The 24,115-nt window shown below is 27.4% G+C and carries 23 protein-coding genes and 1 riboswitch; of the genes, 17 read left to right on the top strand and 6 right to left on the bottom strand.

The features are described 5' to 3' along the window. The first annotated feature begins 9 nt into the window (after positions 1–9). From GFJ41_RS11085 to GFJ41_RS11060, 6 genes are all read left to right on the top strand, one after another. A complete protein-coding gene (locus GFJ41_RS11085) occupies positions 10–2,076 on the top strand; it encodes a cellulose biosynthesis cyclic di-GMP-binding regulatory protein BcsB (protein WP_035115060.1) in 2,067 nt (688 codons plus the stop codon). Between the two features lie 9 nt (positions 2,077–2,085). Beyond that, a complete protein-coding gene (locus tag GFJ41_RS11080; protein WP_206001549.1) occupies positions 2,086–3,117 on the top strand; it encodes a glycoside hydrolase family 113 in 1,032 nt (343 codons plus the stop codon). Positions 3,118–3,192: 75 nt separating this feature from the next. After that, positions 3,193–4,821, top strand: coding sequence for an EAL domain-containing protein (locus GFJ41_RS11075; RefSeq protein WP_170075325.1), 1,629 nt, complete (start codon positions 3,193–3,195; stop codon positions 4,819–4,821). Positions 4,822–4,843: 22 nt separating this feature from the next. Continuing rightward, positions 4,844–4,945: riboswitch (purine riboswitch) on the top strand. A 97-nt stretch (positions 4,946–5,042) separates the two neighbouring features. Next, the gene (locus GFJ41_RS11070) at positions 5,043–5,615 is read left to right on the top strand and encodes a xanthine phosphoribosyltransferase (protein WP_035115056.1); all 573 of its coding nucleotides are present in this window, start codon (positions 5,043–5,045) and stop codon (positions 5,613–5,615) included. A 135-nt stretch (positions 5,616–5,750) separates the two neighbouring features. Then, positions 5,751–5,912, top strand: coding sequence for a hypothetical protein (locus tag GFJ41_RS11065; RefSeq protein ID WP_170075324.1), 162 nt, complete (start codon positions 5,751–5,753; stop codon positions 5,910–5,912). A 249-nt stretch (positions 5,913–6,161) separates the two neighbouring features. Beyond that, positions 6,162–7,106, top strand: a complete 945-nt coding sequence (locus GFJ41_RS11060) for a polysaccharide deacetylase family protein (RefSeq protein WP_052169087.1) — start codon at positions 6,162–6,164, stop codon at positions 7,104–7,106. 142 nt (positions 7,107–7,248) lie between these two features. Here GFJ41_RS11060 and GFJ41_RS11055 read toward each other — a convergent pair whose 3' ends face one another. Both GFJ41_RS11055 and GFJ41_RS11050 read right to left on the bottom strand, forming a co-directional pair. After that, complete coding sequence (locus GFJ41_RS11055; RefSeq protein ID WP_035115054.1) at positions 7,249–7,986, bottom strand: NAD-dependent protein deacylase; 738 nt, start codon at positions 7,984–7,986, stop codon at positions 7,249–7,251. Between the two features lie 242 nt (positions 7,987–8,228). Further along, entirely contained in the window at positions 8,229–9,455 is a 1,227-nt protein-coding gene (locus tag GFJ41_RS11050) for an NAD(P)-dependent oxidoreductase (protein WP_170075323.1), read from the bottom strand. A gap of 213 nt (positions 9,456–9,668) precedes the next feature. On the opposite strand from GFJ41_RS11050, the gene modB reads away from it, so the two are divergent. The 4 genes from modB (at position 9,669) to GFJ41_RS11030 (ending at position 12,582) form a co-directional block, all read left to right on the top strand. Beyond that, on the top strand, positions 9,669–10,343 hold the full coding sequence (gene modB / locus GFJ41_RS11045) for a molybdate ABC transporter permease subunit (RefSeq protein ID WP_035115048.1): 675 nt from the start codon (positions 9,669–9,671) through the stop codon (positions 10,341–10,343). 1 nt (position 10,344) lies between these two features. Beyond that, the gene (locus tag GFJ41_RS11040; RefSeq protein ID WP_035115046.1) at positions 10,345–11,391 is read left to right on the top strand and encodes a sulfate/molybdate ABC transporter ATP-binding protein; all 1,047 of its coding nucleotides are present in this window, start codon (positions 10,345–10,347) and stop codon (positions 11,389–11,391) included. A gap of 27 nt (positions 11,392–11,418) precedes the next feature. Beyond that, positions 11,419–12,249 (top strand): DegV family protein, encoded by an 831-nt coding sequence (locus GFJ41_RS11035; RefSeq protein ID WP_035115044.1) that lies wholly within the window; start codon positions 11,419–11,421, stop codon positions 12,247–12,249. Between the two features lie 186 nt (positions 12,250–12,435). Continuing rightward, entirely contained in the window at positions 12,436–12,582 is a 147-nt protein-coding gene (locus tag GFJ41_RS11030) for a hypothetical protein (RefSeq protein WP_021429609.1), read from the top strand. 39 nt (positions 12,583–12,621) lie between these two features. Here GFJ41_RS11030 and GFJ41_RS11025 read toward each other — a convergent pair whose 3' ends face one another. Further along, complete coding sequence (locus tag GFJ41_RS11025; protein ID WP_332841143.1) at positions 12,622–13,677, bottom strand: PTS sugar transporter subunit IIC; 1,056 nt, start codon at positions 13,675–13,677, stop codon at positions 12,622–12,624. Between the two features lie 273 nt (positions 13,678–13,950). Between GFJ41_RS11025 and GFJ41_RS11020 the strand changes: the two genes are divergently transcribed. Further along, on the top strand, positions 13,951–14,397 hold the full coding sequence (locus tag GFJ41_RS11020) for a MarR family winged helix-turn-helix transcriptional regulator (protein WP_021429767.1): 447 nt from the start codon (positions 13,951–13,953) through the stop codon (positions 14,395–14,397). A 97-nt stretch (positions 14,398–14,494) separates the two neighbouring features. On the opposite strand, the gene GFJ41_RS11015 is transcribed toward GFJ41_RS11020, so the two are convergent. Then, a complete protein-coding gene (locus tag GFJ41_RS11015) occupies positions 14,495–15,709 on the bottom strand; it encodes a pyridoxal phosphate-dependent aminotransferase (protein ID WP_170075322.1) in 1,215 nt (404 codons plus the stop codon). A 259-nt stretch (positions 15,710–15,968) separates the two neighbouring features. Between GFJ41_RS11015 and GFJ41_RS11010 the strand changes: the two genes are divergently transcribed. From GFJ41_RS11010 to GFJ41_RS11000, 3 genes are read left to right on the top strand one after another with little or no spacing between them, the layout of a single operon-like run. Next, entirely contained in the window at positions 15,969–16,919 is a 951-nt protein-coding gene (locus GFJ41_RS11010; RefSeq protein WP_035115039.1) for a galactose-1-phosphate uridylyltransferase, read from the top strand. Between the two features lie 17 nt (positions 16,920–16,936). Then, complete coding sequence (locus GFJ41_RS11005; protein WP_025161605.1) at positions 16,937–17,689, top strand: exodeoxyribonuclease III; 753 nt, start codon at positions 16,937–16,939, stop codon at positions 17,687–17,689. A gap of 60 nt (positions 17,690–17,749) precedes the next feature. Continuing rightward, positions 17,750–18,076 carry a hypothetical protein gene (locus GFJ41_RS11000; RefSeq protein WP_021429765.1) on the top strand — a complete coding sequence of 109 codons (327 nt, stop codon included), beginning with the start codon at positions 17,750–17,752 and terminating at the stop codon, positions 18,074–18,076. A 35-nt stretch (positions 18,077–18,111) separates the two neighbouring features. Here GFJ41_RS11000 and GFJ41_RS10995 read toward each other — a convergent pair whose 3' ends face one another. Next, positions 18,112–18,951, bottom strand: coding sequence for a 3'-5' exonuclease (locus tag GFJ41_RS10995; protein ID WP_025161604.1), 840 nt, complete (start codon positions 18,949–18,951; stop codon positions 18,112–18,114). 224 nt (positions 18,952–19,175) lie between these two features. On the opposite strand from GFJ41_RS10995, the gene GFJ41_RS10990 reads away from it, so the two are divergent. Further along, positions 19,176–21,074, top strand: coding sequence for a type I glutamate--ammonia ligase (locus tag GFJ41_RS10990; protein WP_170075321.1), 1,899 nt, complete (start codon positions 19,176–19,178; stop codon positions 21,072–21,074). Between the two features lie 103 nt (positions 21,075–21,177). On the opposite strand, the gene GFJ41_RS10985 is transcribed toward GFJ41_RS10990, so the two are convergent. After that, entirely contained in the window at positions 21,178–21,558 is a 381-nt protein-coding gene (locus GFJ41_RS10985) for a hypothetical protein (protein ID WP_035115037.1), read from the bottom strand. A 162-nt stretch (positions 21,559–21,720) separates the two neighbouring features. On the opposite strand from GFJ41_RS10985, the gene GFJ41_RS10980 reads away from it, so the two are divergent. Together GFJ41_RS10980 and GFJ41_RS10975 are read left to right on the top strand one after the other, a co-directional pair. Next, positions 21,721–22,515 (top strand): M23 family metallopeptidase, encoded by a 795-nt coding sequence (locus tag GFJ41_RS10980; protein WP_170075320.1) that lies wholly within the window; start codon positions 21,721–21,723, stop codon positions 22,513–22,515. A gap of 292 nt (positions 22,516–22,807) precedes the next feature. Next, positions 22,808–24,076 (top strand): cation:proton antiporter, encoded by a 1,269-nt coding sequence (locus GFJ41_RS10975; protein WP_021429695.1) that lies wholly within the window; start codon positions 22,808–22,810, stop codon positions 24,074–24,076. Positions 24,077–24,115 lie beyond the last annotated feature (39 nt).

Genomic DNA, 24,115 nt, shown 5'->3' with positions numbered 1-24,115 from the left:
AGGTACTTAATGAGAATAATAACTATAGCATTATCGTTAATACTAACTTTTTCTAATATTAGTTTGATATTTGCAGATAATGAAGATGTAAAAGCATATAAATTTCAAGATGACGTGACTATAAATGGTGTTATTGGAAGCACCGAAAGATTTTTTAATGTATCTCAAAATTGGGATGTTAAGGATTTGAAATTAAATTTAGTATATACAAAAAGTGAGCTATTGGATGTAAACTATTCAACCATTACAGTATTTATTAATGGAGAGCCTGTAAGCTCAAAAAAATTAGATGGAGATAGAAAATACCAGGATAAATGGCAAGTTAATATTCCTAAAGAACTTGTAAAACCAGGATATAATAGCATTTCTATAAAAGCATATAAAACTATATCAGATAAAATATGTAGAGATGATTCTAACACTGCAAATTGGTTAGTAATACATAAACAATCAGATATAGAATTGAATTATTCATTAAAATCTAACTCAAATGAAATAAAAGACTATAATAGTATATTTACAAATATAGGTAATGAGGAGTATGTAGATACAACTTTTGTATTGCCGGATAAGTATAATAGTAATGAATTAAGCTCCATAATGAACTTAATCTTAAATATGGGACAAAAACTAAAAGCTGACAATTTCAAATTGGATGTAAAACTAAAGTCAAATTTAAAAGAATATAATAACAATATTATCTATGTAGGTGGAACAAATGATACATCTACAGATTTTTTGAATTTACTAAGCAATGACGAAAAAAATCAGGCTAAAAATAAAGCTGTTATAAAGCAAGTAATTTCTCCGTTTAATAAAGACAAAAGAATGATTTTAATAATCTCAGATAATAGCAAAGCTCTTAAAAATGCAACTAAATTAATATGTAATAATGAGCTATTAAATGAATTAAATAGTAGCAGCTTCATAATTGATGAAACTAAAGATGTTTCAGATATAAGAAAAGATACTAAAAATAAATTGACTTTAAATGACTTAGGGTATAATGATTTTTTACTTAAGGGACCTTTTTCACAAGAAATTAACTTTGATGTATCTATACCTAAAAATAAAATAAGTACGGCTGGATCAATTTTGAATTTAAAGTTTAGATACGCTAAAAATTTAGATTTTGAAAGATCATTAGTTACTGTATACGTAAATGATAAGCCTATTTCAAGTAAAAAATTATCTTTAGAAAAAGCAGATAATGATAATTTAGAAGTAAACCTTCCAACGGATGTTTTAGGTAAAAATTACTATAAAATAAAAGTTGTATTTAATTTAGAGTTAAAAGATTTAATGTGCGTTACAAGAGATACAGATAACCCATGGGCTTATATTTTGGATAGTTCATTTATAAAGTTTGATTTTAAAGACAATGATAGTTTGAATTTCAAAAGTTATCCGTATCCTTTTATAGATAATCAACAAGCAAATGATATAAACATAGTTGTTTCTAAAGATTTAAACTCTTCAGATTTAAGTAATATAGCTAATATAATTGGAAATATGGGAAGAGATGCAGTTTATAATACAGGAAACTTAAATGTATTAACTGATAGTGAATTTTTAAACACGAATAAAAAAGGAAATCTTATAGTTATAGGAACTCCAGATGATAATAGTATTTTAAAAGATATAAATAAAGACTTATACATTAAATTTGATAAGGATTTTAGTAGATTTGAAAATAACGATAAAATTAAATTTTTAGATGATAAATATTCAAAACAATTATCAACAATACAACTTATAAATTCACCTTATAGTAAATCAAATTCAGCTATTATAGTATCTTCTTTAGATAAAAATAGCTTGAGTTCATCAGTAAGATATTTATCTGACAACAATTTAACCAGAGATTTAAAAGGGGATGCAGCTGTAGTAAATAGAGATGGAGGTATTCAGGACATAAGTTTCAAAGAAAACAACAAAAGAGATGAAGAACCAGAAGATAACTCTGCTAAATTTAAATTAGAGAAATCAAGTTTAACATTTGTAATTATTGCAGGATTTTTATTCTTAACTGTAATAATATCAGCTATATTATTAATATTAAAATATAGAAAGTAGTTGATAATCTTGAAAAAGGTAATAATTTTAACACTTATATTAGTTTTATGTGTAGGCATAGTTGCATATAAACATGATAAAACAGAAGTGCCAGATAAATTAAATTCAGTAAATCTATCTACAGATTATGAAATTAATCAGGCATTACAAGATATAAAAATGTTAAATGCAAATACTGTAAATGTACCTATAGTTATAAAAATACCTTCTTTAGAATCTAACAAAATGATTATAGATGAATATAGTAAAAATAAGGCCATACAGATTATTAAAATCTTAAAAGAAAATAATAAAACAGTAATATTAGAAGCATTTCCATGGATTGATAATGGAAGTAAATATGAAACTGAATATAATCCTAAAGATAAAGAACAATTTTTTAATGATTGGAAAAGTATATTAAGTGAGCTAATTGATGAGGTAGCAGTTCCATGTAAAGTAGATATTATAAATACAGCATCTAATTTCAGTAAGCTTGAACCTTATGAACAACATTGGTGTGACATAATAGACTTTACGAAAAAGAGGTTCAAAGGACTTGTAACATATAAAACTTCATGGTGGTATACTGCTAAATGGGATCTCAAAAGTCAAGAATTATATAATAAAAAACTAAATAACAAATTGTTTTCGAAAGTAGATTTTATATCTATTGCAGCTTATTTTGAGCTTAGTGATAAACCTATAAATACAGTTGAGGAGTTGGTTAAGTGCATAAATAGTTCTACAGTAAATAATAGAAATCAAAATATAAAACAAGAAATTGAGAACTTTGCAAATAAATATAATAAAAAAATTTTTTTAGGGGAATTAGGATTTCCAAGACTTGAATATGCGGCAACACACCCTTGGAACAATAATGTATCTGACTTGGTAAATGGAGATGAGCAAGCTAGATGTTTTAACGCATATAAAATAGCCTTTGACAATGAAAAGTATATTAAAGGGTTTTCTATTTTTGCTGTAGGAGAAAAAAGTAAAGATAAAATGTTTTACCCATCAAAAGAGAGTATGAATTTTATTAAACTATGGTATGAATAAAATGGGAATATATGGTTAGGAAAGATTAAAGATAATATTATTATTAAATACAAAACGATTGAAACGGAGAGAATTATGCTTAAAAAAATAAGTAACATTTTAGTTATTCTCATAGTATTAATACCCATAATTGATAATAATATATATTCACAGGAGAAACCATATAAAAATAAAGTTATAAAAGTTGGATTTTATGATTATAACCCGTATTTTTATATAGAAAAAGGAAATCCAACTGGATATTATAACGATATATTAGACACTATATGCAACGATTTGGGAATTGAATATGAGTATAAATATACCAATATTTTACAAGCAATGAGTATGTTAAAAAATGGAGATTTAGATTTACTTATTGGAATTAATAGAACAGAAGATAGAGTTAATGAATTTGAATTTACAGATAGTTATATAACTTTAGAAACCTACGGTATATACACCAATAAACTTATAGAGTATGGAAATTTAAAAGAGTTGAAAAATCTAAGGTTTGGATATATACCTGGAGAAACTAACTCGAAATGGATAATGGATTTATTAGAAAATAGGGATATAAAAGTAATTCCTGTTGAAGCTCAATCTTATAAAGAGCTTGATGAGTTATTAATAAAAAATGAAATTGATGCTACTATTTCTCATATAAATAATACAAAGTTAAGCGATATGAATGAGATTTTTGAATATTCAACAGGACCTGTTTACATAGCTGGAAATAAAAAAAATAAACAACTTGTAAAAGATATAGATAGCAAGTTAAAGTTGTATTCTAAACAAAAATATAGTCCGATAGATAATCTTAAAGATATATATTTTAATAACAGTGAAGCTGGATACAAACGTAATTTCAATATAATAATTTTAATAGTATCAAGCGTTATTACATTTTTATCATATGTTTTTTATAAAAAAAAATTACCATATATTAAAAAGTGCAAGATGAAAAAAATCATAAGAGAAGATTTGAAGAAAAACAAATATTTTTTATACTACCAACCTATAGTAAATCCTAAAAAAAATGTAATAATTGGATTTGAGGGGTTGTTGAGATTTAGAAAAGATAATAAAATACTAACCCCTTATTTTTTTATAAAAGATATTGAAAATAATGATATGTTATTTGAAACTTCATTACATATATTAAAACTTGCAATAAATGATTATGACATTATAAAAAAATACAATAATATGAAAAACGATGAATTTTATATATCACTAAACATGTCTTTAAATGAAATTGAAAATGATACATTTATAAAACAAATATGTGATATATCAACTTTAATGAATATGAAAAAACATAGTATATGTATAGAAATTTTAGAAAAAGTTGGAATAAATGATTTAAGTAAAATAAATAGATCTATAGAAAAATTAAAAAAATGTGGATTTATGATAGCTATAGATGACTTTGGTGTTGAATATTCCAATTTAGACATATTAGAAAAATTAGATTTTGATATAGTTAAAATAGATAAATACTTTATAGATAGTATAGAAAGTTCCATTTTTGTAAAGGAAATTATTATATTTTTATCTAATATATGTAAAGCCACGAATAAGTCGATTGTATGTGAAGGCGTAGAATATAAATGTCAAAAAGATTTTATAAAAAACATAAAAAATGAAAAGATATATATACAAGGATATTATTATTTTAAACCACTTAGTATAAATGAGATAAATAAAATAAATATTGATTAATACATACTAATGATTTATAATTAGATAAACTGATTACAATATCTGTATAAATTTGACAATAAGGGTCAAGAGTTTCTACCAAATCACCGTAAATGATTTGACTACAGGAAGTTTGTTTATTATTTTTTATAGTAAATACAACTCCTGTCTTTTTAGACAGGAGTTTTTTTAAACTTTCTCAACATTATTTATGCAGTATACTAAAATTTGGAGGCATATTTATGGAAAAGTTAAAAGAAAAAATATTAACTGAAGGAAGAATTTCAGGTAATGATATATTAAAAGTAGATAGTTTTTTAAATCATCAATTAGACGTAGCATTTTTAAATGAAATAGGAAAAGAATTTTCAAAAAGATTTGAAGGTAAAAAAATAGATAAAATACTTACAATAGAAGCTTCAGGTATAGCTATAGCATCTATAGCATCTCAACATTTTGGGAATGTACCTGTAGTATTTGCAAAAAAAGTTGAATCTAAAAATTTAGATAAGGACGTTTATGAATCTGAAGTATATTCATTTACTAAAGCTAAAAATTATACAATAAGAGTTTCGAAAAGGTATTTAAATAAAGGTGAAAACATATTAGTTTTAGATGATTTTTTAGCAAATGGAAGAGCTGCAATAGGTTTAAATGAATTAGTTGAGCAAGCTCAAGCTAACTTGGTTGGAGTTGGAATAGTTATAGAAAAAGGATTCCAAGATGGGGCTAAACTTTTAGATGAAAAAAATATAAATTTACAATCATTAGTAGTTTTAGAGTCAATAGAAAATGGACAAATAAAGTTTAAATAAAAAAGCTGGTTTTAACCAGCTTTTTTTTATGCATTAATTTGTAGAAAAAAATAGATAATAATTTCTGTTAAATAGTCAGAAAATGTTATATAATTTAATTAGGTAAAAAATGGAAATAAAAAGGGGAGGTCCCATATGAGGCTAAAGATAAAACTGGTAATTGGGATTACCTTAGTTTTTATATTTTTGGGGTTAGGTTATATAATTATAAATACGACTATGCGATATCAACAAGAGTTTGGAAGCATTGTATATAATTACAGTGAAAACCAAGAAATCAGAAAAGAAAAAAGTTAATTAGTCTTAAAACAAACTGCGTATGCAGTTTTTTTACGCATTAGATAAACGAATAAAACTTAAAAATAATATATAATGATTTAATAAAATTTAAAAAACAGGAATAAAATTATTAAATTTGTTTTAATTTTTTCAATATGTTACCATTTTGAAATAGTTGTTACGAAGCTGTAATACACATAATGGATTAATTAGAGTATAATGTATATATAATAAAAAGTGACATTAAGTGACAGTAAGGGGGAAGTTATGAAAAAAAATAACAATATTTTTTCTGGCTCTAATAAAAATAAGAAACGGGCAAAACTAAATGTTAAAAGAGCATTTTTACTAATGGTAGTATGTGTAGTTATATTTGGTTCTTTTAATAAAGTTAAAGCTTATGTGGATGAAACAATAAAAGAAAAACAAGAAGAAAAAGTTGCAGAGGAGAAAAGACTTGCAGCAGAAGAACAAAAACGTAAAGAAGAAGAAGAAGCTAAAAAGAAAATGATCGGAGTTAAGCATGGAGCAGAAAGTTACAGCTACAGTGCCGAAAAAGTTGCAGAGAAATTAAAAAGCGGAGATTATTCAAATAATGGAGAAAAGATAGTATTTTTAACTTTTGATGATGGAACATCAACTACGGTTACTCCAGAGATATTAAAGACATTAAAAGATGAAGGTGTTAAAGCTACATTTTTTGTAACAGGATCTAATATAGAACGTGGTGGAAAGAAAGCTGAAGATTTACTAAAGCAAGAGTTTGAAGAAGGACATGCAATAGCAAATCACTCATATAGCCATGATTATGGTATATTATACCCAAATAGAACATTAGACTTAGAAGCTTTCAAAGGTGACTTTAAAAAGACTGATGATATATTAAAAAGAGTTTTAGGACCTTACTTCTCAACAGAGGTTATAAGATGTCCAGGTGGACATATGTCATGGAAAGGTATGGAACCTTTAGATGAATATATGGCTGCTAATAGTATGGCTGCAATAGATTGGAATGCCTTAAGTGGAGATGCTGAAGGTAAAAAGAAATCACCTGAAGAATTATACAACTATGCAGTAAAAACTTCAGAAGGAAAAGAAATGGTAGTTATTTTAATGCATGATACTTATGGTAAAGAAAATACTGCAAAAGCTCTTCCTCAATTAATAAAATACTATAAAGATAATGGATATCAATTTAAAGTATTAGTATAGTGAAGATTAATTAATTGATTATATATTAAAAAGAAGAGGATACGATGTATATAAAGTTACATTGTATCCTCTATATTTTTATTTAAAATAAAAATATAGAGATTAAGTTATATATACAAAATCTCTATATTAATTAAATTTATTAAATTTTATTTAAGGCATTAAATAATACTATATCAATACTATCATTTATAACTAAATCAGCTTTATTATCAGCAGGAGTAGTACTTTTATTTATAAGGATTAAATTCTTACCTTTAAAATAGTCTATAAGTCCTGCTGCAGGATATACTACAAGTGATGTCCCTCCGATAATTAAAGTATCAGCCTTAGATATAGCATTAATGGATCCTTTTATTATAGAATCATCTAAACCTTCTTCATAAAGAACTACATCAGGTTTAACTGTATGTCCACATTTAGTGCAAGTTGGGACATCCTTTGAATTAAGAATGAAATTGGAGTCATAAAATTCATTACAACTAACACAGTAATTTCTATGTACAGACCCATGAAGTTCAAATACATTTTTGCTACCTGCCATTTGATGAAGCCCATCGATATTTTGAGTAATTACAGCTTTAAGTTTACCCATCTTTTCAAGTTGAGCCAAAGCAATGTGAGCATTATTAGGTTTTGCATCAGGATATATAAGTTTTTTCTTATAAAAATTAAAAAATTCCTTAGTATATTTTAAATAAAAAGTATGAGAAACTAATTGCTCTGGAGTTAAAGTAATATTTAATTTCTCATTAAATAATCCGTTGGAACTTCTAAAGTCAGGTATATTAGACGCTGTTGACACTCCAGCTCCACCAAAGAATACTATATTACTACTTTCCTTTAAAATCTGAGTTAGATTTTCTATTTTTTCTGACATTAAATCATCTCCGTTTTAATTTATATAACTATTATATCATATCGTAAAAAGATTTTTATATATGTAGGGTCAATTGAGATTTTAATAGTTTTTATGTAATTAAGAATTTACTTTAATTACAGATTAAAATATTTAATTAAATAAATAGAGGTTGAATAGTTGATGACTAAACACTTAAAGACTGTTTCTTAAGTCTTTGTGTGAAGAAAGCAACTATTCAACCTACAATGCATTAATAAGTTTTACTTTAAATATTCATCTATAGAGGTAGCAACAATTTTAGCAGCTACAACAGCTTCTATAACCGTTTTAGCACCATGAGTAACATCTCCACAAGCGAATACTCCATCACGAGTAGTATGTCCACTATTATCTGTCATAATAAGTCCTCTATTATTAACATCTAAGCCTTTGTTATTAGAAACAATAGTATTTCTAGGAACTTGGCTAACTGCAACTAGTATAGAATTACATTCAAATAACTTTTCGCTATCTTCTACAGTAATTAAAGACGTAGTTCCATCTTCATTAACTACTTTTTTAGTATCAGCTAAAATTATACCTTCATTAACTATTTTTATAGGAGCTTTATAAGTCATGAACTCTACACCTTCTTCAATAGCTTCATGAATTTCAGCTTTAGTTGCTGTCATATTATCAAAGTCACGTCTATATGCTACGAAAACATCTTTTGAACCATAATGTTTAGCACTTCTAGCAGCATCCATAGCAACATTACCAGCACCTATAACAACAACCTTATTTCCTAATTCGTAATTCTTAGGAGAACGTAGGTAATCGATAGCATAGTGTACATGACCTAAGCTTTCTCCTTTTATTTCTAACCTTCTTGGATTCCAAACTCCAGTACCTATAAATATAGAATCATATCCATCTTCAAGTAACTTGTCTAATGTAAGTATAGGACCAACTGTAGCGTTGATTTTAAACTTAACTCCCATATTTTTTAGTATATTGATTAAATTATCAATTATTTCTCTTGGAAGCCTAAATTCAGGTATACCGTATCTAAGAATTCCTCCAAGCTGCTCATTTTTCTCAAACACAGTTATATTATAGCCTTTTTTTGCTAACTCAAATGCAACTGTAAGACCAGCAGGGCCAGATCCAACTATAGCAATGTTTTTTCCGTTGTTGCTTATATTAGAAAAATCAGCATCTTTTAAATAGTTTTTAGAAATTTCTTCTTCTATTTTATAAAACTGAATTGGTTCTCCTTTAATTCCTCTTATACAATTGCCAGCACACTGATCTTCATGAGGGCAAACAATTGCACAAACAGCAGAAAGAGGATTATTATTAAATAGAAGTTCACCAGCTTCTTTTATTTTACCTTCTTTATATAAATTTATTACAGTAGGTATATCTGTACTTATAGGACAAGCACTTTTACATCTAGCATTTTTGCAAACTAAACATCTATTAGCTTCTAAATTTAAATCTAACAAAAAATCACCACCTATATTAATATCTATTATTATACCCCAGAATAAGTACTTATAACATAGGTAAAATGTCGGAAAATGTAAAAATATATAAACAAACGCATATATTTGACTAAGAAATGAGCTGAATATATAATAAAAAGTATAAATTAATAAAGCGTAAAAAGGTTATGAAGAAATTTTATAATCTTTTAATATTTTAGATTGGAGCAATATATGGATATTTCGCCGTTAATTATATCTATCAAAACATCACTTGTGGCAACTTTAATAACTTTTATTTTAGGTATTATTATATCTTATAAAATATTTTGGTATAAAGGAAGATATGAAAGTTTGATAGATACTATACTAACTTTACCACTTGTATTACCTCCCACGGTAGTAGGATTTTTTATATTAATTACAATAGGAAAAAATGGACCTGTGGGAATGATACTTAAAACAATAGATATAAATCTTATATTCACATGGACAGCTACTGTAATTTCAGCTGTAATAGTATCTTTTCCTATAATGTATAGAAGTTTAAAAAGTTCATTTGAGCAAATAGATAATAACATGATATTTGCAGCAAAGACGTTAGGGCTTAGTGAGAAGGAAATATTTATGAAAATAATGTTACCAATATCATACCCTGGGATAATCGGAGCTGTAATTTTATCATTTGCAAGAGCCATTGGAGAGTTCGGAGCGACACTTATGATTGCTGGCAATATACCTGGAAAAACTCAAACTATGCCTATTGCAATATTTTTTGCAGTTGAAAGTGGTGATATGAATAAAGCTATGATTTGGGTTATGATTATCATTGGAATTTCAGCAATTGTAATAACCATATCAAATTTTATATCTAGATCTAGAGATAAAAAATTTGGGAAAGGAAATTAAAATGTCTTTATATGTGGATATAGAAAAAACTTTAAAAAATTATAAGCTAAGGGTATTTATAGACCAAACAAATAAAATTACAGGATTATTAGGGGAGTCTGGGTGCGGAAAAAGCATGACTTTGAAATGCATCGCAGGACTTGAAAATCCAGATAAAGGTAGAATTACTTTGAATGGTAAAGTCTTATATGATTCAGAGAAAAATATAAATTTAAAACCTCAAGAAAGAAATGTGGGATTTGTATTTCAAAACTATGCGTTATTTCCTCACATGACTGTATATGAAAATATAGAAATAGGATTAAAAAATATAGATAAAAAAAGTAAAAATTTAATTTGTAATAAATACATAGAAGATTTTAATTTAGAAAAAGTAAAAAATAATTTACCAAATGAACTATCAGGAGGGCAGCAACAACGAGTAGCATTGGCAAGAGCTTTAGCGAAAGAACCAGATATATTACTTTTAGATGAACCATTATCAGCTTTAGATTATCATTTAAGAGGTGAAATTGAAGAAAACTTAAGAGTTATACTGAATAGATATAAGGGGAGCACAATATTTGTAACACATAATATAAATGAAGCTTATAGAGTATGTGAGGATATAGTTGTATATGATGAAGGTGTTGGAGTAGTAACAAGAAATAAATATGAATTATTCAATAATCCGAAATCTATAAAAGAAGCAAAATTAACAGGGTTTAAAAATATATCAAGATTTAAATTTATAAATGATAATTTGATTTATGCAATAGATTGGAACTTAAATATTGCTATAGACAATGCAAACCAATATAAAAATTTACAATATTTATGTATACGTGAATCTGATATAAAAATTAGCGATAATAGAAGGAGTGATGAGATTTATATGGAAGTTATAAATATTACAGAAAATCCTTTTGACTTTACTATTGTAATAAAAAATGAGAAGTTTAGTAATGCAGCTGTTATTTATATGAATATTAAGAAACATGATATAAATACAATTATAGGTGACTCGATAAAAGTGATTTTTAATAAAGAAAAAATCTGCTTTTTTTAGAAAATTCAAAACAAAGGAGGAGTTGCAATGAATAATTTAAAGATAGTATGTGATAGTTTATCTGATATATCAAAAGAGTTAAGGGATAGGTATGATATCGAAATGGTTTCGTTGACGGTTAGATTTGATGATAAAGAATATAGAGATGGTATAGATTTAGAGCCTAAAGAATTTTATGATATGTTGAGAGATGGAAAATTGCCTCAAACATCACAAGCTACATACTCTCAATTTAAATCTGTATTTGATAAATTTGTAAATGAAGGTAGAGAAATTTTATACATATCAGGATCATCTAGAGCTACAGGCACATATCAAAGTGCAATAATGGCTAAAAATGATACGGATGGTAAAATATATACTTTTGATACTATGAACTTTTCATATGGCTGTGGGATGCAAGTTGTTAAAGCTGCACAAATGGCTAGAGAAGGTGCTAGTATAGATAATATTTTAAATCAATTAGAATATATGAAAGAAAATATGTATGTAGTATTTTCTGTAGATGACTTAAAATACTTGCAAAGAGGTGGTAGGATATCATCATCTAAGGCTGTTATAGGAAATATGTTAGGGATAAAGCCTATATTAGAAGTTAAAGATGGGTTAGTAACACCGGTGGCGCAAGTAAGAGGAAAGAAACATGTATTTTCTAAGATGGTAGATATGACTAAAGAATATTGTGGCGAAGGAAAAGAAATTGCTATAGGACATGGTGATTGTAATCAGGATATGAGTAAATTAAAGGATCTTGCAACTTTGGAGTTGAATCCTAATGTAATTTCAATAGTAGATGTAGGATCTTGTGTAGGTGCTCATGCAGGTCCAGGGATTTTAAGTATATTTTGTGTTAGATAGATAAGTGATATAAATTTAAAAGATAAAAATTAGGCATAGGTCATTGGACTTATGCTTTTTTATGCTTAATGAAATTTGAGATATGTTAGTTAAACTGGCAATTTGTTAAAAAATTACCATCATATTTGGCGTATTTGTAGTCAATTGATTACGATTCGTATACAATTTATGTGGGAGGGGAGAATTATGAAGTTATATGCGCTTTGTTGTATCACTGTTTTAGGTATATTTATATATGGAGGACAAGGAGAAGAGCCTGTAATGAAAGAAGTTTTTAATGAGATTCAAATAGAAGAATCAACAAAACTAGACATTGAAATTTTTTGCGCATAAAAAAAGCACATCATATGATGTGCTTTTATAATATGCTGACTAAGCAGCAGTATCTTCGTCATTTCCATTACCACGTATTATATCAGCAGTAACTATTTTGTAGTTCTTGAATATTGTATGTCCTAAGAATCCAGCAAATACACTTACTACTATACATCCAGCAGCAGCCATTAAAGCAGGAGTTCCGTTTTGTCCAACTGCTACAGCGAAACCAGCTATTGGAGTAGCCATACCTGGAACACTTATTGCAAGAGGTGCAACGTAAGTACTTATTAAAGCAACTACAACACCTGATAATGCTCCACCTATAAAGTTAGTAGTGAATACTGGGATTGGGTTTGCAGATATTATATCTGATTGAGTTAATGGCTCTATAGCAACAGCTATAGTATCTTTCTTATCACCAAACTTCATTCTAGAGAAGAATACAAAGTTCATGAAAGAAGAACCAAATACTGCTAATGCACCTATTGCCATTGGAAGACCAGTTAAACCTATTATAGATGTTAATGCCATTGATGATAATGGAGCAGTAGCAACAACTGTTATTAATCCTCCAAGTATTATACCCATGAATATTGGAGAAGATGTAGAAGCAGCTGTTAAAGCTTGTCCTATTTGCATTAATGTATCATTAACTATTGGGTTCATAAACATAGCTATTGCTCTTGATAATGGAGCAGCAACTAATATTATAACTATTAAGTCAAGACCAGCAGGAGTTTTTTCCTCTAAGAACTTAACAACGAATGATATTAAGTATCCTGCAACGAATCCTGGAAGTATTCCGAATCCTGAAACTGTTAAACCAACTAAAACTGCATAAACTGGAGATACTCCTAAAGCTAATGGTACTAATATACCAGCAGCAACTCCTCCTAAACTACCGTTTGCAGCTCCAACTTGCTCTAAGAAAGAGATTCCAAATTGTTGTCCAAATAATGAAGCGTGGAATGCTTCAACTAAGAAACTTGCGCAAGCAGCACTTGCTAGTGCACCCATAGCTTTCATACCGTGAGGTGCTTTGTAACTGAATAAAGTGAATAATGCCAGTACAACTAATAATAGTGCCGTACTCGTTATAATTTGCATCATAAAAAGTTTTCCTCCTCGTTGATTAAAATAAATAAATGCTTGTTATTGTTTTCCCGCTTTTTGCGGTTATGATTCAATTATATTATAAAAAATTAATTTTGTAAATAGTTTAAATGTAGAAAAATGTAGAAAGAGTTAGAAAATAAAATCAAATTTGAAAAATAATGTTAAAATTGCAACACAATCAGATTGCTGTTTTTGGGTGTTGTCTATACAAAGGAATTAGTGTAAACTAGAATTTGACAATACTTTTAAGGGGGTGGAGGTGAAGAAATGAATGAAATAATAAAAGAAATTATAGACTTCGTATCAAAAACTTTTCCTAAGATACATGCTAGTCTATATCTAGAGTCTTTAAAAGAGTATGCCGCAAATATAAATGTAAACAGAACACAATTAAGAGCACTTGTATTCATAAATAATAATGGGGAAATAACAATGACGGACTTATGCGAAAAATTAAATATAGAAAAAGGAAGTCTTACTACTATGGTAGATGACTTAACTAAAAAGGGATACCTAACTAGAACAAGAGATTCAAGAGACAGAAGAAAATATATATTAAACTTAACAACTTCAGGTGAAGAGATAGCTAAAGACTTTTTAGAAGCATTAGGAACTAGATTAGAATCAAGATTCTTGGAATTAAATGAAGAAGATCGTAATAAATTTATGGATTCTATAAAAAACTTAGAAGAAATACTTATAAAAGAAAGCTAGGGTATGTGCATAAGCACCCAATTTAAGAGACAAGTTAACAGTAAGTGTAAAAAGTGGCGAAAAAATAGACTAATCATTTGATTAGTCTATTTTAAATTTAGTTATTAGTTGCTAAATCATTTTTAACTTCCATATATTTTTCAAGGCCTTCTTTTAAAATATTTGCAGCTTTCTTTAAATCATGTTCATTTAATATATAAGCAAGTCTTATTTCGCTTTTACCTAAGCCTTCAGTTCCATAGAATCCTTCAGCAGGGCAAGCCATAACAGTTTCTCCATCTACATCAAATTCATTTAGCATCCAGATTACAAAATCTTCTGCATTTTCTATTGGCAATTTAGCAAGTATATAAAATGCGCCTGTTGGCTTTTTGCATATTACTCCTTCAACTTTCATTAATTCACTATATAAAACATCTCTTCTTTTCTCATATTCTTCATTAACTTTTTTAAAATAAGTATTAGGAGTTTTGTACAATTCTATAGATCCTATTTGATCAAGAGTAGATACACACAATCTTCCTTGACATAATTTTAAAACCTGAGCAATGAACTCTTTATTTTTACAAGCCAAAGACCCTATTCTTGCTCCACATGCACTATATCTTTTTGATACGCTGTCAACTATTATTACTCTATCTTTTATTTCTTCTATATTTCCGAAGCTTATATAATCTAAGTTATCATAAACAAATTCTCTATAAACTTCATCAGCGATTATCCACAAGTTATTCTCTTTTGCTATATCAGCTAACATATGAACTTCTTCTTTTGTATAAACAGTTCCAGTTGGATTTCCTGGATTTGATATAAGTATTGCTTTAGTATTTTTATCAATTTTAGAACAAATTTCCTCTCTGTTTGGAAGATGGAATCCATTTTCTGGATGCGTAGTTATAGGTTTTACGAAAACGTTTACACAAGAGCTAAAACCATTGTAGTTTGTATAAAATGGTTCAGGCACTAGAATGTTGTCACCAGGATCACAAATAGCCATCATGGAAAATAATAAAGCTTCACTACCACCATTAGTTATAAGTATTTCATCTTTTTCAAAATTCATGTCATATGTAGCATAATAATCAATCATCGCATCTATTAACTCAGGCAAACCTTGAGATACAGCATATTCTAAAACATCGCTATTGAAAGTATTGACAGCATCAAAAAAACCTTTAGGTGTTTTTATATCAGGTTGACCTATGTTTAAATGATAAACCTTTAATCCTTTTTCCTTTGCAGCTGTGGCATAAGGAACTAACTTTCTTATAGGTGAAGATTGCATAGAAATAACTCTATTAGAAAAGTACATTTTTAATACCCCCTGTATTATGAAAAATATGTGAAATCCCCTTACAAGAGAATAATATCATAAACGAAGATAAAAAGCACTCAGTTTTTTCAGATATTATAAGGGTTTTATAAGATTTACAATCTGTGATAAAATATGTAAAATTATAACTATAGATTTACAAAAAATATTATAGCAAAATAGTATTTTGAAGATATTATATTAAGTATATATTTAAAAATTAATTAATTAATAAATACTCTGAATAGAGGTGTTAAATTTGAGTGATTTAAGGGTAGATTTATTTAGTGGAGATGTAATTATATTTGCTCCTGATAGAACAGGTAGACCGACTGATATGAAAAAAATTGAAGATGAAAAAGAATTAGCCGATATTTATGAAGAGAAATGCCCTTTTTGTAGAGGGAATGAAGAACTTTCAGCAGGAACGACTTTTCAAATAAAGGGTGATTCTGGATGGATATGCAAATCTATTTATAATAAATATCCAATAATAGAAGAAGGGTCAATAGGAATAAGTGGAATTCATGAAGTTATTATAGATACATACAGACACAATGGTTCTTTTTATAATATGAGTGAAATTGAATTTAAAAATATGTTTCTCGCATACCAAAATAGGTATAAAGAGTATATAGAAAATAAAGATACTGTATATATTAGTATATTTAAGAACTTTCTTAAGAAGGCTGGAGCATCTTTAGCTCATCCTCATTCGCAAATTATTTCTATGTCTTTAGTACCTAAATATATAAAAAATGAAGTAGAGATACTAAAAGAGTACTATGAAAGTAAAAAAGAAAGTTTGTATGAGAAAGTAATAAATGAAGAAATAAGTTTAAATGAAAGAGTTGTGCATAACGGAGAAAAGTTTTTGGTGTTAATTCCATATGCATCCATGTATAACAATGAAGTTAGAATAATATGTAAAGATAGTTCTAAGTTTGAAAATTTAAGTGAAGTAAACTTAAATGAACTTGCCTATATATTTAAAAAAGTATTTGAAAAAATATACATTGAATGTGGATATATGCCTTTTAATTTATGTATGCATGCGCATCCAAAGGGATTAGAAAATGATAATTTATTTCATTTGCATTTCCATGTAATTCCTAGAAAATATAACTTTGGGGGATTTGAAGTAAGTAATGGAATATATGTATCTTCAACTAAGCCACAAGACTTTGCAAAAAAAATAAAATTTAAGTAGATACAAAGGAGAAAAATATGAAATTTATATCTTGGAATGTAAACGGCCTGAGAGCTTGTGTAACTAAAGGCTTTATGGAATTTTTTAAAGAAATAGATGCAGATATATTTTGTTTGCAAGAAACAAAACTTCAAGAAGGTCAAATTGACTTAGATCTTGAAGGATACTATGATTATTGGAATTATGCTCAAAAGAAAGGTTATTCAGGGACTGCTATATTTTCAAAAAATAAGGCATTAGATGTTAAGTATGGAATAGGAATAGAAGAGCATGATAATGAAGGAAGAGTTATAACATTAGAATTTGAAGATTTTTACTTTGTGACAGTATATACTCCAAATTCACAACAGGGTTTAAAAAGACTTGAATATAGAATGCAGTGGGAAGATGATTTTAGAGATTATTTAAATAGGTTAGATGAGATAAAACCTGTTATAATGTGTGGGGATTTAAATGTAGCTCATACAGAGATAGATTTGAAAAATCCTAAGACAAATAGAAAAAATGCTGGATTTACAGATGATGAAAGAAATAAATTCACAGATTTTTTAAATTCAGGATTTATAGATACTTATAGATTCTTTAATCCAGATAAAGAAGGCGTATATAGCTGGTGGTCATATAGATTTAATGCTAGAAACAATAATGCTGGATGGAGAATTGATTATTTCTGTGCATCTGATAAGTTAAAAGATAGACTTGTATCAGCGGATATTCATACTGAAATACTAGGTTCTGATCATTGTCCAGTTGAGTTAGTAATAAAATAAAACATAAAATCATAATACCTTTAATATAATTTAATAAACTGTTAAATAAAGGAGGGTATTATGAATATAGTACAGCTTAAAGAAAAAGTAAATAAAGGGATAGCTTTAGGAGCTGAAGTTGTTTATATAAAAGAAGAGAGTCTTTTGTTTGGAATAGAGTCTATAGTTAGAAATGAAGATAATGAAAGTGTAGTATTTATAAAGTCTAAAGGAGAAAGCTTAAAAAGTGAAGATTTTATAAACATTATAGATGAAGTATACAATCAAGTTGGAAATGTAAATGTATATGTAGGAAAAGAAAGCAAATTTAGAAATGAAGATAAACCAATAGATGTTGTAGAGTTTGCACAATATGAAAATATAAAAATGTTGTTTTTGAATGCATAAAAATATATAAAAAAGATAAGTCCTAAAATTAGGACTTATCTTCTTTTTTTATACTTAAAACCATGTTTTGATTTTTTCTTACTAGATTTAGGTGAAGCTTTAGGTGTTGGAGCTGGTATATCATCTATTAAAAACTGATTAGTTTTCCCCATCTTATAAGCTAAATCTATAAGTTTCTTATCATCTGAAGTTAAATCTCTTCCTAGTATCTTTTTAAATTCTTCAAACAAAGCAAGGTAGTTAACTTTCTTTTTAACTGATTTAGATCTAGTTCTATTGGATTTAACAGGTGTATATACATACGTATCTGCAACTATATTTTCATCGTAGATATTTTTTAAAACTAAAGCTGTATAGTAAGCATCGTTTAAAGCATCGTGGTATGCTTTGTCTTGTTCAAGCTGTAAAATTTGTATAGCATTTTGAAGGCCGATACTTTGGCCAGTTGGATTATTAAAGTAAGATGATGCATACTGCTGAACGTTTATATATAACTGGGGCAATCCTTTTGAAGGAAGTGAGTAATAATTTATATTTCTGTATAACTCCTTTAAATCTCCAGAACCCCAAACACACATTATACTAGACTTGCTAGAAATAAACTTTCTAAATTCCTTATATACGTTTGAAAAAGAAGGTGCATCTTTTACTTTGTCCAATGTTATATGAGTCATTTTTCCAACGAATGGATGGATGGTTTTATATATATTGGGTTTTACAAAACTACTAAATTTGTCGATTATATTAAAATTAGCATCAAGTTTTATAGCTCCTATTTGTATTATTTCAAAAGGGCATTGTTCATTAGAAAATGTTTTGTTATTTTCTTTATCAAATCCCTGATTAAATTCTAAATCGAAAACTATATATTCCATACGAATCTCTCCTAAAAATTTTTGGTTATTAATTTAGTATACCCTATGTAAAAAAAAAATCATACACAGGATTTTTAAGTAAATTTAAAAAATTAAATATATTGCGAACAAAATACAAATATATTATAATAATATAAATTATATTGCGAATTAAAAGTGTTTTATTCTGAAAAACATTATAAATTGCAAATCATAAAATAAAATCAGTGAATTGGGGGATAAAAATGCAATCTTTATTATATGTTATTGAAAAACATAGTCACAATGAAAAAGATTTAAAGGAACTATTGTCTCAACATGAAAATATAAAATTTGTATCTCTGATGGGAGTTGATCTAGGTGGAAATGCTATAGATGAAAAAATACCTATAGAACTTTTTCTAGATGATATTACAGGATTTTTAAATTCAGGGATACAAACTGATGGTTCTAGTGTTGAATTATACAATATAGCAACATTAAACAATGCAAAAGTTGATTTAATGCCAGATAATGATGCTATTTGGTATATAGATTATAATATGGAAAATATGTGTAATAAGTGCAACTTACCGATAGGAACTTTAAAAATACCAGCATTTTTATTACATGAAGGAAAAAGAGTTTGCTCTAGAGGGATTTTAAAAAAGTCAGAAGAATACACAAAAGAAGTTATAATGAACATAATATCACAACAGCCACATATGCTTGAAGGTCTAGGAATAAGTAGCATAGATGAAATAGAAAGTATAAATCTAACTGCTGCAACAGAACTAGAATTTTGGGTAAACACACCGGAAGATAAAGCTGATATAGAAGCTCTTCATGTATCTCAAAGTTTAAAAGAACAGTATTGGAAAAGAACAAAAGGAATTATAAGAACTTGTCTAGAAAATAGTCTAATAATACTTCAAAATTTAGGGGTAGAACCAGAAATGGGTCATAAAGAGGTTGGAGGAATAACAAGCTCTATTAGTATAGATGGAAAAACTAACCATGCAATGGAACAATTGGAAATAGACTGGAAATATTCAACACCACTTCAATGTGCGGATAATGAATTATTGGCTAGAGAAGTTATAGAAGACGTTTTTTGTAGGAGTGGTTTAGAAGTAACTTTTAAAGCTAAGCCTTTAGATAGTGTTGCAGGAAGTGGAGAACACACTCACTTTGGAATTAGTGCAAAGCTTAAGAATGGAAAGATAGTCAATTTATTTTCACCAGAAGATATGAAAAATGATTATACTACAAAGTTTGGATATGGAGCTTTAATGGGAATACTTAGAAACTATGAGGTACTAAATCCATTCGTTACTTCGTCTAATGATGGATTCAATAGATTAGTTCCAGGTTTTGAAGCACCTGTTTGTATAGTTACATCAGTTGGGCACTCTTACGAACTTCCATCAAGAAATAGATCTATATTAGTTGGACTTATAAGAGATCTTAATAGTCCTTTAGCTACAAGATTTGAGCTTAGATCTCCAAATCCATTATCTAATACTTATTTAGTTATAGCTGGAGCATACCAAACTATAATTCATGGAATAAAGGCTGTTGCTGAGAGTAAATTAGGTACAAAGGAATTAGAGAAGGAACTATCAAAAGATATAGGCGAAAATAGTTTTTATCTAGAAAAAAACAGAGCCTATAGAGACGAAAATGATGTTTTTGAAGATTATGAAGAAGAAGAAAGAAATCAAAGATTTTCAACTCCTCCAGCTACTGTATATGAGAATATGAAAAACTTAGAAACTCAAAGCTATAAGTTAGAATCATTAACTCAAGGAAATGTATTTTCAGATAAAATAATAGATTCATTTAAAGTAGGGGCTATAGATAAATGGAAAAAAGAGCTTAAAAATAGAATTATACAAGATAATATAGATATAATAAGAAGTTTAAAAAAATTACATATAAATGATGATATGGACGTTTTAGATGAAGTGTTATGGGAAGAGATAAACTATATAAAACATTATTTAATGAAAGATACAATGAATAAAAAGTCGTTATTTACAAGAATAAAAGATTCTATAGAAATTGAAGATTATGAAACAGCATCAAATCTTCAAATAGAAATGAAAAAGAAAATGAAAGAAGTTCAACAAAAATATATTCAATATCAAAAAAACATATTTTAATTGTTTTTATACTAGATAAAAAATTATAGAAAACTACTTTTATTTAGAATTTAGAAAGGGATTAAGCAAAGCTTAATCCCTTTTGGTATATTGAATGAACTTTTTATCTGAAAAATATATGAACAGATAAACTTACTATTAATAAATAAGCAATTATAGATGAGTATTGTTTTATTTTTAATTTATTTAAAAAATTTAACTTTGTGCAAGTTGCCATAAACAATACAAATAATAACATAGAACTACTATCAAATATAGAAAAATTAGCTTTTAATGTATAAATATGAGGTATTAAACATGCAAGTGATAGTATTAGTGAAGGTGTATTTAGTTTGCTAAGAGTAGGGAGTACTTTATTTATATTTGATTTTAAAGTTCTAGAGTTCACTATCAAATATATATCAGAAAGTATGTATGATGCAGAATATATTATTATGAATATAGCAGATATAATTCCAAAGATAACCTCTTGATTTTTAATCATATTATCTTCCCCTTTTTAAATAAATTAATAGGTTTAAACAAATAGTTTATATTATTTTATTAAGTTTGATTGTCCATTGTGATTGATATTAAGTTAAATTTTGAATAATTTATATTTAACTTGTCTATATTAAGAAATAGTTATTAAGAAGGAGGAAAAAGTATGATTAAGAGTTTTAAAATATTAATGGCTGTAGGTTTAATAACGACTATGAGTACACTTAATATATATGGAGCAGAAACTGAAAATTCATCAGGTGAACAAATTGTAAAAGATATATACAACTTAAAAATTGAACAAAGAAATATCAATGAAAAAATTTCAGATATAGATAAATCTATAGAAGAAAAAAAGTTAATTCAAAAAGAATCTAGTGATGTAGAAGTTGTTCAATTAAACTTTGTTGATGATGAAAAGAGCTTAAAAGACAATAAAGATTTATTAAAAAATTCTGTAGAGTCAGAAATAAAAGCTTTAGAGGATTCGAAATTACCTTTAAATAATCAAATTAAAAATTTAGAAAATCAAGAAAATAATTTAAAAAATGAAATGAATGGAAAAGTAAATTATGGATCTTGGCCTGTGCCAGGATTTACAGAGTTGAGTTCACCTTTTGGTTATAGAATTCATCCTATAACTAAAGAAAGAAAACTTCATAAGGGTGTAGATATACCTGCTGATTATGGGACTGAAGTATTAGCTACTGACTATGGGGTTGTAAGTTTTTCAGGTATTCAAAATGGATATGGAAATGTAGTGGCTATAAAACATTTTGATGGAAAAACTTCTATATATGGACATAATAGTCAGAACATAGTCAACGAGGGTGATTTAGTATATAAAGGGCAACCTATTGCTAAGGTAGGTTCAACAGGACGATCAACAGGTAATCATGTTCATTTTGAAGTAACGATAAATGGAGAGTTAAAAAATCCTTTAGATATAACTTCTAAATAAAAATTAAAAGCTTATATGATAAAAAATTAAAAGTTTATTATATAAGCTTTTTTATTGTTTGATTTAATAAAGAAAGAATTTTAGTGAATTTATTTTATTCTTGAAATTAGTAATACCAATTATTCAATAAAAATTAAAATAAAAATGTTTTGAAGGTAATTGTTTGAGTTTTTGAAATATAATGAAAAATTATTAAGTAATTGACTTTATATTTCAAGAGTACTATAATTATTAATTGTTTGATAAGAAAACAGTTAGAAATCTAATTAATGGAAAGAATGGGGTGAACAGTATGGAAAATACAATGGAGGCAATTGCTACCAACAATCTATTGTTTATATTTTCAGTAGTAGTAGTAACAGGTATAGTATTAGGTAAATTAAGTGAAATACTAAAATTACCCGATGTAATTTTATATTTAATAGCAGGAATAATAATAGGACCAGCTGTTTTAAATATAATAAGTATAGAAGCTTTTCCAATAGAAAATAATCTTATACTGACTTTCGGATCGGCATTTATATTATATGAAGGCGGTAGAGAGATAAATTTAAAAGTTTTAAATAAAGTTAAAATTAGTGTAGGTTTACTTGCAACTTTAGGAGTTGTAATATCTACAGTTGTAGTTGGATTTGCAACTAGCAAAATTTTCCCAGTATCAATTATGACGGCTTTACTTATAGGTGCAGTCATAGCATCTACAGATCCAGCAGCACTTATACCAGTATTTAAGCAAGTTGCAATAAAAGATAAAATTAAGCAAACAGTAGTAAGCGAATCAGCATTTAATGATGCAGTAGGAGCAATATTAGTAAGTACTTTATTAGCAGTTATAACATCAGGATCATTTTCACTTGGTGAAAGTGCAAAGGAATTATTAATTTCAGTAGTAGTAGGATTAGCAGTTGGAGTTGTTATAGGTTTATTATTTTCACTTTTAGTGTCAGACAAAAAATGGGGTGTATTCCACTCATATGCACCAATAATTTCTGTTTTAAAGGTTGCATTAGCTTATGAAATAGCTACTAAGTTACATGGAAGTGGATATATGGCTGTATTTATAGCAGGACTTATAGCAGGAAATAGAAAATTATTCGGACTATGGGTACCAGATATTGATTTTCATGCAGAACATTGTTTTAGAGAGAGTGTAGGAGCATTATGTAGAATGGCTATATTTATAGTCTTAGGAACTCATGTAGACCTATCTGCACTAGCACAATATTGGTTACCTTCACTATTAGTAGTTTTAGTTTTAATGTTTGTAGCAAGACCATTAGTAGTTTTAATATGTACATTATTTGATAGACAAGCTAAATGGAATTTTAAAGATAAGTTGTTTATGATGTGGGTAAGAGAAACAGGGGTTATACCAGCGGCTCTATCAGGAATAATTGTATCTATGCAACTTCCAGGTTATCAAATAATTTCATCAGTTGTATTTATGACAATTTTAATAACATTAATAGTACAAGCTAGTACTACAAAGATATTAGCTAAAAAATTAGGTTTATTAGAAGATGATAAAAATGAAAATTCTAAAACTGAAAAAGTAGCATAAAAAATAAAGGCTATCTAGGTAAAGTAATATGATCCATAT

Origin of the sequence: Paraclostridium dentum (genome assembly GCF_012922555.1) — a bacterium.
In the GTDB taxonomy this organism is placed as follows: Bacteria; Bacillota; Clostridia; order Peptostreptococcales; family Peptostreptococcaceae; genus Paraclostridium; species Paraclostridium dentum.
This window is presented reverse-complemented; position numbering and strand designations above follow the sequence as displayed.